The sequence below is a fragment of the Aliivibrio kagoshimensis genome (assembly GCF_050337105.1).
Classification (GTDB): Bacteria; Pseudomonadota; Gammaproteobacteria; order Enterobacterales; family Vibrionaceae; genus Aliivibrio_A; species Aliivibrio_A kagoshimensis.
The window spans coordinates 1-14,047 of the sequence record NZ_JAKJSQ010000047.1; the positions used below are offsets into that span (position 1 = coordinate 1).

Here is a 14,047-nt window from a genome sequence, read left to right on the forward strand (position 1 = left end):
CTGATAGGTTTTTGATATCAATCCAGCTTAAGTTATTGAATTTAAAGTATTATTATCTATATTATCAATAAGGGAGGTGGTTGAATATAAATAATCAAAGGGATATCACAATGTTCGAGTATTTAGTACAAGATTCAAACCTTCCTTTTTCGATCTCACTCTCAATTATGTTGATTTTTACCTTTTTAGAGATCGTTAGTTTAATTTTAGGAATGGGTTTCTCTAATATGTTTGATGCTATTTTGCCTGATATTGAGTTTGATGCAGTTAACAGCAGTTCTCACTCGTTCTTGGCCTGGCTGAATATAGGTAAAGTCCCCTTTCTTATCTTACTTATTCTTTTTTTATCGGTTTTTGGCATTTTAGGGTTGGCTATCCAAATGTTGGCAATGGTGTTAATTAACTCGGCACTACCGGTACTTATTGCTGTAGCCATTTCGATGTCAGTTTCTCTGTTTGCAGTTCACTTTATTAGTAGAGCGGTTGAACCGCTTTTTAGTGATCAGAGCAGTGCGGTATCAAAAGAGTCTTTTGTAGGGCGAATTGCCACGATTACATTGGGTACCGCCAAGAGCGGGCAACCAGCAGAAGCAAAAGTAGTGGATAACAATGGTTATACGCACTATGTACTGATTGAACCATTTGATGATGATTCTGACTCCTATGTAAAAGGAGATGAAGTCGTTGTGGTGAAAAATAACGGGGCATCATATTTGGGCACACGTTTTACATTATAAGAGATATATTAAGGATAATTTATGTTCGAGCTAGGTAGTATTGAGACAATCGCTGTTTTTGCTGGAGGTGCTGTACTGACCATTTTTGTGATTGGTGGCATTTTCGCAAGACTGTATCAAAGGGCTTCAAAAGAGACCGCATATGTAAGAACTGGACTTGGAGGGCAATCTATTGTCATGGATGGTGGCTCTATCGTGCTGCCGGTTGTGCATGAGATCATTCCGGTGAATATGAATACATTACGATTAGACGTGAGGCGTACTGATCAGCAAGCGTTGATCACCCGTGATCGCATGCGAGTTGATGTTCAAGCTGAATTTTATGTTCGGGTACAGCCAACAGAAGAGTCTATAGCCAATGCCGCCCAGACATTGGGTCGTAGAACCATGCATCCCGACGCACTTAAAGAACTCATTGAAGGTAAATTTGTGGATGCACTGCGCTCCGTTGCTGCAGAGATGGCAATGGAAGAGCTGCATGAAAAACGGGTAGATTTTGTTCAAAAAGTACAGATCGCGGTTTCAGAAGATCTGTTGAAAAATGGTTTGGAACTTGAGAGTGTCTCCTTAACAGGTTTGGATCAAACCAGTTTAGAGCATTTGAACCCTGAAAATGCGTTTGATGCTCAAGGTTTAACACTGCTTACTCAACAAATTGAGATGCGAAAAAGAGAGCGTAATGATATTGAACAAGACACCATGGTTAAGATTAAGCAGAAGAATTTAGATGCAGAGCGTTTGAAATTAGAGATCACTAAACAAGAAGAGGGCGCTCGATTTGAGCAGCAAAGGGAGATTGAATATTCAAGACTGGAACAAGAGCGTGAAGTTGAAGTAAGACGCGCGGCACAGAATGCTGAAATAAAACGTGAACGGGCGCAAAAAGAGCAAGAAGCAGAAGATGTGGCTATTTATACCAAACAGCAGATCGCCCAAGCTAATATCACTTCAGAGCGAACCATTGAAGAAGACCTCATTCAAAAAGAGCTCTATTTGAAAGAGAAAGAGATAGCTAAAACACGTGCGATTGAAGTCTCGGATATTGAGCGTTTAAAAGCCGTAGAGCTCTCTGAGCAGGACCGTGCTATTGCCATTGCAGAGCGTTCAAAAGCCCAATCTGAAGCAAAAACGGAAGCAGACATTGCACTGGCAGAAGCGGTAAGAGCAGAAGAGTCTGTTATCACCGCGAGAGAACAAGAGCAAGCTGAACGTCAAAAACAGGTTGAATTGATTAAAGCGAATAAAGAAGCTGAGAAAAACGCAATTGGGATCACTGTTGCTGCAGAAGCGGAAAAGCAGGCATCAGAGGATCATGCGCTAGCCGTGAAAATCAAAGCACAAGGTGAATCGGATAAGTTGCGCGTGGAAGCAGAAGGTAAAGCCATCGCTGAGAAACTGTTGGCTGAAGCCGCCGAGATTCGATACAAAGTGGATGCCAAAGGTAAACAATCGATTAACGAAGCAAATAACCTCCTCTCAGCCGAACAGATTGCGATGCAGGTAAAATTTGAACTAATCAATAACCTTCCAGGAATTATTCGTGAAAGTGTTAAGCCGATGGAGAACATCGAAGGGATTAAAATCCTTCAGGTCGATGGTTTCGGTGGCGCTGGTTCAGCATCTGTTGGGGAGTCTCAGCAAGAAGGTTCAGCTAATTTAGCGGATCAAGTAGTAAATAGTGCCTTAAGGTATCGTGGTCAAGCCCCACTGCTTGATTCATTACTCAGTGAAATTGGTATATCTAATGGCGATATTAACGGCTTGACCAATGGTCTAAACAGTATCGAGAAATAGTCTTGAAAAAACGGGTACCAATTAGATACCCGTTTTTTTGGATGCTACGAAACGTTAAAACTAATCAACCAAACCATACTGTTCGCGTAAGATATCGATGATCTCCGCTTTAGGGTTTTCGCTTAGGACAATCTCTTTACCCGTAATCTTTTCAGCAATGCCAGTGTAGATTTTTGAAATCTGCATTAATACATCTTGTGGGAGATCGTTATCACGAGCAAGGGCTGCGCGTTCTGGCATGCGGTCTTTGTTTAATAAAATATCTGGATCAGGGAAGTGATTCAATAGAAGCTGGCGGAAATCTTCTTTTGAATTTTCCACTATCTTTCCTTCTCGGTAAGCGGCTTCATCCCAAATACGAGATGAATCTGGCGTACCCACTTCATCCATGTAGATTAGCTTCTCTTGACCTTGTGCATCGGTGACATAACCAAACTCAAACTTAGTATCCACAAAAATCTGACCAAGTTTGGCCAGTTCACCACTGATCACGTCAAAACCTTCTTTTAATAGCTTCTCATAGTGAGCAATATCATCATTTTTGCGGAAGTTAAAGGCTTCAAAGTTATCTTCAATGTTTTTACGAGTGATGTTCACATCATCAACAGCAGGAACACCCGGAATGCCTTCTAAAATCCCTTTAGTTGATGGAGTGATCAAAAGTTCAGGCATCTTCTGGTCTTTTTCTAAGCCTTCTGGTACATCAATACCACAGAATTCACGCTCACCTTTAGAGTACGAACGCCACATGGACCCTGTGATGTATTGGCGGCAAATGGCTTCAATCATGACAGGTTTGGCTTTTTGCACAATCCACACAAATGGATGAGGGATGTCTAAGATGTGGCTTTCCGCTAGGTTATTGTCTTTAAAGAGTTTAAACCAATGGTTAGAGATAGCATTAAGAGCGGCACCTTTACCAGGAACGCCTTTCATTCCGCCTTCACCGTGCCAAATACAGTCAAAAGCAGAGATTCGGTCGCTGATCACCATGATGGCAAGAGGTGCGTCTGCAGCGACGTTATAGCCTTTCTCTTTGATCAATCGACGGCTATCTGCTTCAGTTAACCAATATACAGAGCGAACTTTTCCGCTGTGCACCGGTTTGTCGGTACGGATTGGGAGGTCGTCATTTACAGCGAGGACTTGATCAGCAAGACTCATGGTGAATTCCTATTTCAAAAGCAAAATTAGCATTAAATAACCGAGCAATAAAGCGGCTACCGGATGATAAATAAGGCTGAAGCCTATTTGATAATGCGCATGATACCAGAACTATTTTAAGCTTCCAGTAAAAATGCAAACGTTTGCTATTGTCGGTGATCTTCTCGGATCTTACTGAAGTTTGCGGTCTCAAAATCATGAGGGGTGTTATACTTAATTCTATAATTAACCAGCAAGAGTTGATGTTATGGCCAATCCAGAGCATGAAGAGATATTAGACAAATTAGATGAGCTGAGTGTGCTTGTTTACCGTAGTGGAATTACTCTATTTGGAGTCTCTCTACTATTAATGGCTGTGGGACTATCCAACCACTTAGGCTTTATTACTCTTGATATACCGGAGTTGTTTTTGCCCGTGATCACCACGTTAATTGGGCTGTCTGGGGCAATGTGTTGCGCTAACCTGCATGTTTATGATAAAAAAATCAGGATGATCATCACCTGGTCAAGTTGGATTGGATTGGTGTTGTTGCTGTTGTTTGCGGGGACCGGATTTCAATGGATAGGATTAGGGTTTATCTTTGTCTCTTTTTCAGGCATCGCGGTAAAAGAGGCGTTTTGTTTTAAAGTTCCCGGTTTACGTTCAATGCCTTGGTTGCTGTGTCTAACGGTTATTTTGATGGCGTTAAATCAACATTTTGTAACAATTTTGCTATTGGTGATGTCAGCGGGTGTCATGTTGTTTCTTTCGGTTGCTAAATGGAGAATGCCGCTGCATTTTGATATTGGTGACAAGTCTAACTACCAAGTTTGATCAAGAATTCCCCCTACTTGGCCATTTATTTTCCCAATAAATTGAACCTTTCTTTATGGATTATAACTAACAGTTATCTGCTTTATAAACTGAGCTAATTATTAAACTGCTTAGGTTTACGGTAGAGTTCTCCTTAGAATGAAATGGGAGTATGTTGAGTTAAGGACGATTCATAATTTATGGCCAAGTGAGGGTTGAATTATGCTAAGAAGTTATTTGGTAAGTGGCATTAAATTTGGTTTACCGAGAATTAAAATCTTTACTGCCTACAGTCACTATGAAGCGTTGGCTGATGCGGGTAAAGAGGGGTTTTCTGAGCCCAGAGTCGTTGTAATATAATGACAAAAATGAAAGAACCGAGCCTTGAAGTGGCTCGGTTTTTGCGTTTTAAGGGGGATTATTTCGGCCAGCTCTCTTGTTCAATTTTCGCCAGTGCACAAGAGGTAGTCGCTGTGTAGAAGATGAACTTTACGTTATTGTTATTGATATAAGCTCGTTGGTGTCGGCATTAATGAAGGTATTATTTCCACCGAGGTGGGACCATTTGGTGGAGTCAAAGAGTCAGGCCTAGGAAGAGAAGGCTCTAAGTATGGTATTGAAGATTATATCGAGATCAAATACCTATTGATGGGCGGGTTGTAACCGATGTTGTATCAACAAGGTGATGCCGCCTGCGACAACCCCCCACAGTGGAGAGCCGATATTCCATACCTCTAGATTTGATGCGGTCACCATAAAAGTGATCAGTGCGGCTTCTCGGTAGCGCACGTCGTGAAGTGCCAGTTGCAAACTGTTGCCAATGGTTGAGAAGAGAGCAATACCGGCTAAGGCTAAAATGAGAGCTGTCGGAAGTGCGTCAAACAGAGTCATTAGTGTGACGGCACCGAGTCCCATCAGTATATAGAAAACACCAGCGGCCACCGAGGTCCAATAGCGTTGTTTACTGACAGGGTCTGCGTTTTCGGTCATACAGATAGCGGCTGTAATGGCGGCTAAGTTAATACCAAATCCGCCAAAGGGAGCAATCAATAAGTTAGCAGCCCCTGTGACGGTCATGGTACTGGACACGGGTGCTTGATAGCCGTGTGCTTTTAATACCGCAATACCCGGAATGTTTTGTGATGCCATCGTGACGACAAACAGCGGCAGACCAATACTAATAAAAGCAGCAATACTCCATTCAGGTTGGATATAGTGCAGTCTACTGATTTGCCAGCTTAACTCAGGCGGCAGTTCAATTAAGGTTAATAACCACGCCGTCGCAAAACCGATCAGCAGTACAGCTAACATCGTATAACGAGGAAAGAGATGTTTGCATACTAGATAGGTCAACAACATTGAGCTGACTAAAGTGATCTGTTGATCCATGAGGTTAAAGGTATTGATACCAAAGTTAATGAGTATGCCAGCCAGCATTGCGTTTGCGAGAGGCAGAGGTACTCTGTTCATTGTTTTTTCAAACCAACCAGTGATACCAGAGAGCGTAATGAGAGCAGCAGAGAACAGAAACGCTCCCGTTGCTTGATGGATAGTGAAGCCTTGAGTGCTTGAGATGAGCAGCGCCGCACCGGGTGTTGACCAAGCGATGAGAATAGGTACTCGATAATAGAGCGATAGACCAATAGAGGTGATACCCATCCCCAACCCTAATGCTAATAACCAGCTTGATACCATCTGAATATCACCACCTAGGTTAATTGCCGCTTGGTAGATAAGCGCAACGGTGCTGGTAAAACCAACCAATACGGCGATAAAACCAGTATTGATTCGGTTGAGTATTAAGCCTGCCTGCTTCATCTTTTTATCCCTTTTTTTACGTGTTACACTCTGAGTGTGCGTAATAGCGCACAATCAAAATTAACACTGTATGTTATAGCGCACAAGGTATTATGAGTAAAAATATCAATAATTCACTCGGCTCTCGGTTGAAAAACGCACGAAGTCAACAGGGTTGGAGTTTAGATCAAGCCAGTAAAGAGACGGGTGTATCCAAAGCAATGTTAGGGCAGATTGAACGCGGTGAATCCAGCCCAACCATTGTTAGGTTATGGAGTATTGCCAATGGTTTTAAGCGGCCTCTGTCCTATTTCTTAACGGATCTTGAGACAACGACCACCCCTCCTGTGTTAGTGAATAACGAGCAAGATATTCAAGTTGTGACGCTGTTTCCTTACGATAAAAATACGGGGTTAGAGACCTTCCAAATTACCTTTGAACCAGGGCGAGAATACCTTTCTGATCCGCACAACGAAGGGGTGGTGGAGCACATTATTGTGGTGGATGGCTGCATGGAGTATTACTTAGATGGAGAGTGGCACAGCTTAAAGCAGGGTCAAGTGGTCAAATTTCCCGCTGATCAGGTGCATGGCTACCGTAATTTGTCGGACGATCTTGCGATGATCCACAACATTATTAGCTATCGATAAGAATTGCCCTTTGATTCATGATGAATTACTATTTAACTGTGTTTATATACAGTAGTTTGAGTTATGAATGTTATACCTATCCGCGTAAGTGCGGGTATTACTGGTTTTGAAAGCCCTGCCGCAGAGTATTCACAGCTCCCACTGAGTTTGGATGAGTTGCTTATCGAGCACCCCAGCTCCACCTTTATTGGACAAGCCAGCGGTGATTCAATGGAAGGCGTGGGGATCTTTGATCATGACATTTTGATCGTTGATCGCTATGTGAACGCCAAAAGTGGGGATGTGATTGTCGCCAATTTGAACGGTGAGTTTGTCTGTAAGTTACTCAATACAGAGCAACGTCTGCTGCTCTCAAGCAACAGCAAATACCAACCTGTCGCGATTCATGAATATGACAACTTCAGTATTGAAGGGGTCGTCGTTCGTTCAATACGTTGTCACCGTTTAAGCCCACTGCTCTCTCGCAAGGCTGAATAGAGTATGTATGCGCTGGTGGACGCCAACAGTTTTTACTGCAGTGCTGAGCAGGTATTCAGACCAGAGTGGCGAGGCAAACCTATGGTGGTGCTATCAAACAATGATGGCTGTATTGTCGCTGCCACCCGTCAAGCCCAAGCGTTAGGGATTAAAAAGTTCCTGCCTTTTTTTCAACAAAAATCATTGTGTGAAAACCGAGGGATTATTGCACTCTCATCCAATTATGAGCTGTACGCCGACCTTTCTGCCAAGATGATGAACGTAATTGGTCGCTTTGCCCCCGAGCAGCATGTCTACTCCATTGATGAATCTTTTCTCTCTTTTCACCATTCACGCTCTGCTATTCCCGATTTAGCCAAGCATGCCATGTTAATGCGCCGAGCGGTATGGAAGGAGTGTCGTCTGCCTGTTTGTGTCGGCATTGCATCAACATTGACCTTGGCGAAAATTGCCAATCACGCAGCAAAAAAAATGCAAGGCTATAGCGGAGTCTGTGTGATCGATAATGAACGACAACGAGAGCAGATTCTTAAGCAGATGCCAGTGTCCAGTGTGTGGGGCATTGGCCGAAAAACCACAAAACGTTTACAAACGATGGGGATTAATTGCGCTTTTCGGTTAGCAAAATACCCAGCAGTGTTGGCAAGAAAAGAGTTCAATGTTGGGGTTGAGCGTACTATTCGAGAGTTAAACGGCACCGCTTGCAACAGCTGGGATGCGGCGCGTGCTGATAAAAAACAGGTCTTTTCAACCCGCAGTATGGGGCAGCGTATTGTTGATCGCGACGCATTAACTCAAGCATTGAGTAAACATGCCGCCATTGCCGCTGCAAAAATTCGGCAACAGGGCTCACTGTGTCGTGTCATGATGCTTTTCGCTTCCAACTCTCCCCATGACGAAAATCCAGCCAGTTTTAGGGTGGTGCACAAATTTGCCTATCCAACGGATGATACCTTAATGTTCACCCAAGCGATCAGCAGCAGGATCTCACAGCTGTTTCAACAAGGGGTTGAGTATTATAAGGTCGGCGTCGGGCTGATTGATTTGGTTGATGGCCGACATGCTCAGTTTGATCTGTTTGATTACGCACCGCCAAATCGCAAATTGATGCAGGTGTTTGATGGATTAAACATGAAATATGGGGATGATGCGCTGTTTCTAGCGGCTCAAGGGATCAACCCTAAGTGGGGAATGCGACGTAACTACTTAACGCCACAATACACCACTTGCTGGCAGGATCTTCCAAAGGTTAATTGTTAAAGGTGTTTTTTTATGTGATAAATGAAATCCCAATGTTTCATATTCTTCTGAACTCATGTATAACGGCGGAATGAAAATACCTAAACGAATACAACCTCTAGTTGATGATGGTCTAGTGGACGAAGTCCTAAGCCAGTTAATGAGCGGTAAAGAAGCCACTGTTTATGTTGTGCGCTGCGGAGAAGAGATCCGTTGCGCCAAAGTGTATAAAGAGGCGGCTAAACGAAGCTTTAAACAAGCGGTACAGTACCGAGAAGGGCGCAAAGTCCGTAATAGTCGTCGTGCCCGTGCGATGGAGAAAGGCTCCAAGTTTGGCCGAGATGAGCAAGAGAAAGTGTGGCAAAATGCTGAAGTCGATGCCCTGTTTACCTTAGCCAAAGCGGGAGTTCGTGTCCCACAGCCATACGGTTGTTATGATGGCGTGCTATTGATGGAGTTGGTGACTGATGACGAAGGCTCTGTGGCTCCACGCTTGAATGACATTCTGCTCACCGAAGAGCAAGCGATTGAAGACCACCAAGTGATGATGGAGTACGTGACGAAAATGCTGTGTGCAGGCCTAGTGCATGGTGATCTGTCTGAATTCAATGTGCTGGTAGACTCTTACGGCCCCGTTATTATTGATTTACCACAAGCGGTTGATGCCTCTGCAAACAACAACGCGAAATGGATGCTAGAGCGCGATGTGAATAACATGACCGCTTATTATGGTCAATACGTTCCTGCTCTCTTAGAGACCCACTATGCCAAAGAGATGTGGGCACTTTATGAAGCGGGTGATTTAACCCCTGATACCATGTTGACAGGCGAATTTGTCGAAAGTACAGAAGAGGCGGATGTTGACGGCTTGATGGAAGAGATCAATGCAGTGATGGAAGCGGAAAGGTATCGACGAGAGCGCCAAAAAGAGGCAGAAGAGCAAGACTAAGCTCAACCGATTACAATTAAGCCACGCTATTATGCGTGGCTTTTTTTTGCTTCAAACAGGGCTGACATTAAATAACTCTTCTATTATCAATAAGAAGAAAAATAATAAGGAAGCACAATGTCAAAGCCAATTGTAGCGAATAACAGACCCATTAAAGTGAGCTTAACCAAGGGAGAGGACTACTACTTCTGCACCTGTGGTCGTTCATCAAATCAACCTTTTTGCGATGGTTCACATAAAGGCAGTGGCATGAAGTCAATGCGTTTTACTGCTGAAGAGAGCAGTGAGGCCTATTTGTGTGCTTGTAAACAGAGTGTCAATCAGCCTTTTTGTGATGGTAGCCATAAGAAAATCACCACAGAGCAAATAGGCAGTGAACTGCAAATCATTAATGTCGGTGGAGATGCTTTGCCTAAGGCTGAAGCGACACCAGAAGAGCCAACCGTTGCTTTTATTCACCAACTGGCTAAAGAGGGATTATCGAAAATGGGCCATCACGGCCCGATGACGTCGATGGGGGTTCCTAGGCATGAGTTACCACACTGGGATGATATTCAAATTATGGTCGCTCAAATGGCGAATAAGCCCTTAATGGAAGAGGCCAACGTCGAGACTCAACTGATCATTGGTCCTAAGGCAGACAAACCACTAACATTGGAAATACCGCTGTTTGTCTCTGATATGAGTTTTGGAGCGCTATCAGAAGAGGCGAAAATTGCATTGGCGCGAGGTGCAGAATTAGCAGGCACCGGCATCTGTTCAGGGGAAGGGGGGATGTTAGCGGAAGAGCATGATGAAAATTCTCGTTATTTTTATGAACTGGCCAGTGCAAAATTTGGCTATAAAGAAGCACTATTAAGCAGCGTACAAGCCTTTCATTTTAAAGGGGGACAAGGGGCTAAAACGGGCACCGGAGGGCATCTTCCTGGTAATAAGAATCGCGGAAAAATATCCCAAGTTCGCGGGATTCCAGAGGGAGAGCCCGCCATATCCCCCCCTACATTTACCGATTTAGTGACCGTCTCTGATTTTCAGCGCTTCTCTGATAGAGTCCGAGAAGTGTCTGGAGGCATTCCGATAGGCTTTAAACTCAGCGCAAATCATATAGAGCATGATATTCAATTTGCACTGGATACTGGAGCGGATTACCTCATCTTAGATGGACGAGGCGGCGGCACAGGCGCGGCACCAGAGATATTTCGTGATCACATTAGTGTGCCAACCATCCCAGCACTAGCAAGAGCGCGTCGATATTTAGATGACGTGGGGAAAAGTGGTGAGGTTACCCTGATCATTACTGGAGGATTGAGAACCCCAATGGATTTTGTGAAAGCGATGGCACTAGGTGCCGACGGCGTGGCAGTATCAAACAGTGCCATGCAGGCGATTGGGTGTGTTGCCGCGAGAATGTGCAATACCAACAACTGTCCAGCAGGCATTGCAACACAAAAGCCAGAGTTACGCGCTAAGTTAAATGTACAGCAATCTGCGGAGCAGTTAGCGCGATTCTTTAATGCATCAATTGAGTTGATGCAGGTGATGGCTAGAGCGTGTGGGCACCACCATTTGAGTCAATTTAATCACGCCGATGTTGCAACATGGCATAGAGAGATGGCTCGATTATCAGGGGTGGAGTACTCCGGAATGGGCTAGGTACGTTTAATTCTAACCACTTTCATCGTTTCAATTTCAAAACCACCAATCTTTTCGGTTACTGGGTAGTAAGTGATATTGACTTGCGACCCAGTCAGAGAGCGATACTCACCTTTGCGTTTAAACTTAAACGGGACTAAATGGTTCTCGATCATAATGGTATGTAAGATCCAATCATCCACTTCTCTTTGGGTGTGAGAAGTCACTTTTACTTGTTCACTATGTGTCAGTTCTGGATTTTTGTTGAGTAATTTGTCAACTGGAGATTTCATAATAGGCACTTTGAAAATTTACATTCAATAAAGATAGCATATATCGCAAATTCAATCACGCCAAGCAGATGATTTGTAGTCAACTTGTAAGCAGATATAGCCACCATCGTTGTTTTTGCTGCAAAGTAATGCACAGTATGGCGACTTATTAGCCAGTTGCATTTGGTTTTATAAAACTTTTAGTAAATAGTGATGCTAGTCTCATCAAAAACGAAGAACTGTTTTTACAATGCTACAAACTTCATAAATAAGGTTCGAATTCGAACCGCTCACTTACCGATTTCATTAAAGGAAACACCATGGATATCATGCTTTTTAGTAACGGCAAACTACCAGGTAATACTAAGGTTTTAGAGTTTGGGCTTGAGTGGATAAAAGAGGCTGTACAGCGTACCGGTGCTAAAAAACTCGTATTGATTCCTTACGCGGTGATTCGCAGTAGTCATGATGAACGTACGGCACTTTTGCAAGAGAGCCTTGCAGAGTTTGGTTGTGAAGTCACCGGTTTACACACTGCAGGTGATCCAGTAAAAGCCATAGAAGAGGCGGATGGTATCTTAGTCAGTGGCGGTAATACCTGGGTGTTAAATAAAATGCTGCATGATCTTGGCTTGGTTGGACCGATTCGAAAAGCGGTGCTGCAAGAGAATAAATTATACATAGGTTGGAGTGCAGGAACCAATGTAGGAACGCCAACCATTCGCACCACAAACGATATGCCTATTGTAACGGCGGCCATCCTACCCGCATTGAACTTAGTGCCATTTCAAATTAACCCACACTATATTGAAGCGTCAATCAGTGGTCATATGGGAGAGACTCGTGATGAGCGTATTGAAGAGTTTCTGGCCATCAACCAACATGAAGTGGTCGTTGGGATCCCTGAAGGAACTCTGTTACATGTACAAGATGGGCAGTTGCATTATCGTGCCGCCAATGGAAAACCGTTGAAACTGTTCCGTCATCAGCAAGAGGCCGAATATTTTGGTGAAGAGGATGATATTCAGTTCTTAATGGCGCAAAGCTGCTAAGCTTAATTCAGCGTTTATCATCAAGCCCAGTGTCAATAAACACTGGGCTTTTTTATTGATAGCTCTTAGTTACTGCATGCTGTAAGCTACACGCCGCTCATTCGAGCAAAAAAATAGAATAAGAGAACATAGAACTATGAGTTTTGACTCCCTGGGCCTTATTGCCCCGCTCCTAAAAGCCGTTGCACTGCAAGGCTATGAAACACCGTCGCCAATTCAGGAAAAAGCGATTCCTGCCGTACTAAAAGGCAGAGATATTATGGCTGCGGCGCAGACAGGTACGGGGAAAACTGCTGGTTTTACACTGCCGTTGTTGCAGCGCTTGTCGACTGGACCAAAGGTACGAGCAAACCAAGTAAGAGCACTGATATTAACGCCGACTCGTGAGCTTGCAGCACAAGTAGCGGACAACGTAGCGATGTACAATCAGTTTTTACCAATGTCATCTGCCGTTGTGTTTGGTGGTGTGAAGATCAACCCACAAATGATGCGTATGCGTCAGGGTGCGGATGTCCTTGTTGCCACACCAGGCCGTTTATTGGACTTGATGAATCAAAAGGCTGTGCGTCTGGACCAACTTGAAATATTGGTGATGGATGAAGCTGACCGTATGTTAGATATGGGTTTCATTCGTGATATCCGTAAAATCCTAAAAGCGGTACCAAGCCAACGTCAAAACTTACTTTTTTCAGCCACTTTCTCACCGGAAATTCGTAAACTGGCTAAAGAGTTTGTTAACGATCCGATTGAAATCTCAGTGAACCCTGAGAATGCCACGGCGAAAACCGTGAAGCAGTGGGTCTGCCCGGTAGACAAAAAACAGAAGCCAGCTCTACTTGCTCACCTGATCACGACCGAAAAATGGCAGCAAGTACTGGTTTTTACCCGCACCAAACATGGCGCGAACCGTTTAAGTACTTTCTTAGAAAAAAGAGAGATTAAGTCGGCTGCGATTCATGGTAATAAGAGCCAAGGGGCACGAACTAAAGCACTGGCTAATTTTAAATCGGGTGCAATTCAAGTGTTAGTTGCCACTGATATTGCCGCACGTGGTCTGGATATTGAACAGCTACCGCAAGTGGTTAACTTTGAACTGCCAAATGTGTCTGAAGATTATGTTCACCGTATTGGCCGTACTGGTCGAGCAGGGGCAGAAGGTCAAGCCATCTCATTAGTGTGTGCTGATGAAGCGATTGATCTATTTGGTATTGAACGCCTCACGCAAGAGCTTATTGAACGCAGAGATATTGAAGGGTTTACTCCTGTTCATGCCCTGCCAGAGTCGCGTTTGGATACTCGTCCAATTAAGCCGAAAAAGCCGAAAAAACCAAGTTCAGGCCATCGTGACGGCCAACGCTCAGGTAACAATGCCTCAGGCAATAAACCGACGGGTAAAAACAGACGTCACACTGGGGCAAGCCGCCCTGCAGGCAGCAAACTAAGCCCTCGACGTGGACAAGCTAAACCGGCTTCATAAGCGATAGGGATAGC

Annotated in this window: 14 protein-coding genes and 1 pseudogene; 12 read left to right on the forward strand and 3 right to left on the reverse strand. The window is 44.1% G+C overall.

Translation table 11 applies throughout. The features are described 5' to 3' along the window. Positions 1 to 110 precede the first annotated feature (110 nt). On the forward strand, positions 111 to 737 hold the full coding sequence (locus L4C32_RS14480; RefSeq protein ID WP_428197600.1) for an OB-fold-containig protein: 627 nt from the start codon (positions 111 to 113) through the stop codon (positions 735 to 737). Positions 738 to 758: 21 nt separating this feature from the next. Continuing rightward, entirely contained in the window at positions 759 to 2,531 is a 1,773-nt protein-coding gene (locus L4C32_RS14485) for a flotillin family protein (RefSeq protein WP_428197601.1), read from the forward strand. Between the two features lie 60 nt (positions 2,532 to 2,591). Here L4C32_RS14485 and L4C32_RS14490 read toward each other — a convergent pair whose 3' ends face one another. Further along, positions 2,592 to 3,695 (reverse strand): phosphoribosylaminoimidazolesuccinocarboxamide synthase, encoded by a 1,104-nt coding sequence (locus L4C32_RS14490; protein ID WP_428197602.1) that lies wholly within the window; start codon positions 3,693 to 3,695, stop codon positions 2,592 to 2,594. A gap of 247 nt (positions 3,696 to 3,942) precedes the next feature. Between L4C32_RS14490 and L4C32_RS14495 the strand changes: the two genes are divergently transcribed. From L4C32_RS14495 to L4C32_RS14505, 3 genes and pseudogenes are all read left to right on the forward strand, one after another. Next, on the forward strand, positions 3,943 to 4,509 hold the full coding sequence (locus L4C32_RS14495; RefSeq protein WP_428197603.1) for a DUF2301 domain-containing membrane protein: 567 nt from the start codon (positions 3,943 to 3,945) through the stop codon (positions 4,507 to 4,509). Positions 4,510 to 4,710: 201 nt separating this feature from the next. Then, positions 4,711 to 4,848: a hypothetical protein gene (locus L4C32_RS14500; RefSeq protein ID WP_428197604.1), complete on the forward strand. Its 138-nt coding sequence runs from the start codon at positions 4,711 to 4,713 to the stop codon at positions 4,846 to 4,848. Positions 4,849 to 5,010: 162 nt separating this feature from the next. Further along, positions 5,011 to 5,151, forward strand: a pseudogene (locus L4C32_RS14505) (aldehyde dehydrogenase family protein); the annotation flags it as partial. On the opposite strand, the gene L4C32_RS14510 reads toward L4C32_RS14505, so the two are convergent. Beyond that, entirely contained in the window at positions 5,131 to 6,360 is a 1,230-nt protein-coding gene (locus L4C32_RS14510) for a benzoate/H(+) symporter BenE family transporter (protein WP_428197605.1), read from the reverse strand. The pseudogene L4C32_RS14505 and the gene L4C32_RS14510 overlap by 21 nt on opposite strands. Before the next feature lie 38 nt (positions 6,361 to 6,398). Between L4C32_RS14510 and L4C32_RS14515 the strand changes: the two genes are divergently transcribed. The 5 genes from L4C32_RS14515 (at position 6,399) to L4C32_RS14535 (ending at position 11,253) form a co-directional block, all read left to right on the forward strand. Then, entirely contained in the window at positions 6,399 to 6,935 is a 537-nt protein-coding gene (locus tag L4C32_RS14515) for a helix-turn-helix domain-containing protein (RefSeq protein ID WP_428197606.1), read from the forward strand. 63 nt (positions 6,936 to 6,998) lie between these two features. Continuing rightward, a complete protein-coding gene (locus tag L4C32_RS14520; RefSeq protein ID WP_428197607.1) occupies positions 6,999 to 7,412 on the forward strand; it encodes a LexA family protein in 414 nt (137 codons plus the stop codon). Positions 7,413 to 7,415: 3 nt separating this feature from the next. Further along, a complete protein-coding gene (locus tag L4C32_RS14525; protein ID WP_428197608.1) occupies positions 7,416 to 8,672 on the forward strand; it encodes a Y-family DNA polymerase in 1,257 nt (418 codons plus the stop codon). Positions 8,673 to 8,742: 70 nt separating this feature from the next. After that, positions 8,743 to 9,600: a PA4780 family RIO1-like protein kinase gene (locus L4C32_RS14530; RefSeq protein WP_428197609.1), complete on the forward strand. Its 858-nt coding sequence runs from the start codon at positions 8,743 to 8,745 to the stop codon at positions 9,598 to 9,600. 117 nt (positions 9,601 to 9,717) lie between these two features. Continuing rightward, positions 9,718 to 11,253 (forward strand): glutamate synthase-related protein, encoded by a 1,536-nt coding sequence (locus L4C32_RS14535; RefSeq protein WP_428197610.1) that lies wholly within the window; start codon positions 9,718 to 9,720, stop codon positions 11,251 to 11,253. On the opposite strand, the gene L4C32_RS14540 is transcribed toward L4C32_RS14535, so the two are convergent. Continuing rightward, complete coding sequence (locus L4C32_RS14540; protein WP_428197611.1) at positions 11,250 to 11,525, reverse strand: hypothetical protein; 276 nt, start codon at positions 11,523 to 11,525, stop codon at positions 11,250 to 11,252. The two genes, L4C32_RS14535 and L4C32_RS14540, sit on opposite strands and share 4 nt — an antisense overlap. A 299-nt stretch (positions 11,526 to 11,824) precedes the next feature. Here L4C32_RS14540 and pepE point away from each other — a divergent pair, with 299 nt between their 5' ends. Continuing rightward, complete coding sequence (gene pepE, locus L4C32_RS14545) at positions 11,825 to 12,556, forward strand: dipeptidase PepE (RefSeq protein WP_428197612.1); 732 nt, start codon at positions 11,825 to 11,827, stop codon at positions 12,554 to 12,556. A 136-nt stretch (positions 12,557 to 12,692) separates the two neighbouring features. Beyond that, a complete protein-coding gene (locus tag L4C32_RS14550; protein ID WP_428197613.1) occupies positions 12,693 to 14,033 on the forward strand; it encodes a DEAD/DEAH box helicase in 1,341 nt (446 codons plus the stop codon). Positions 14,034 to 14,047: the final 14 nt, after the last annotated feature.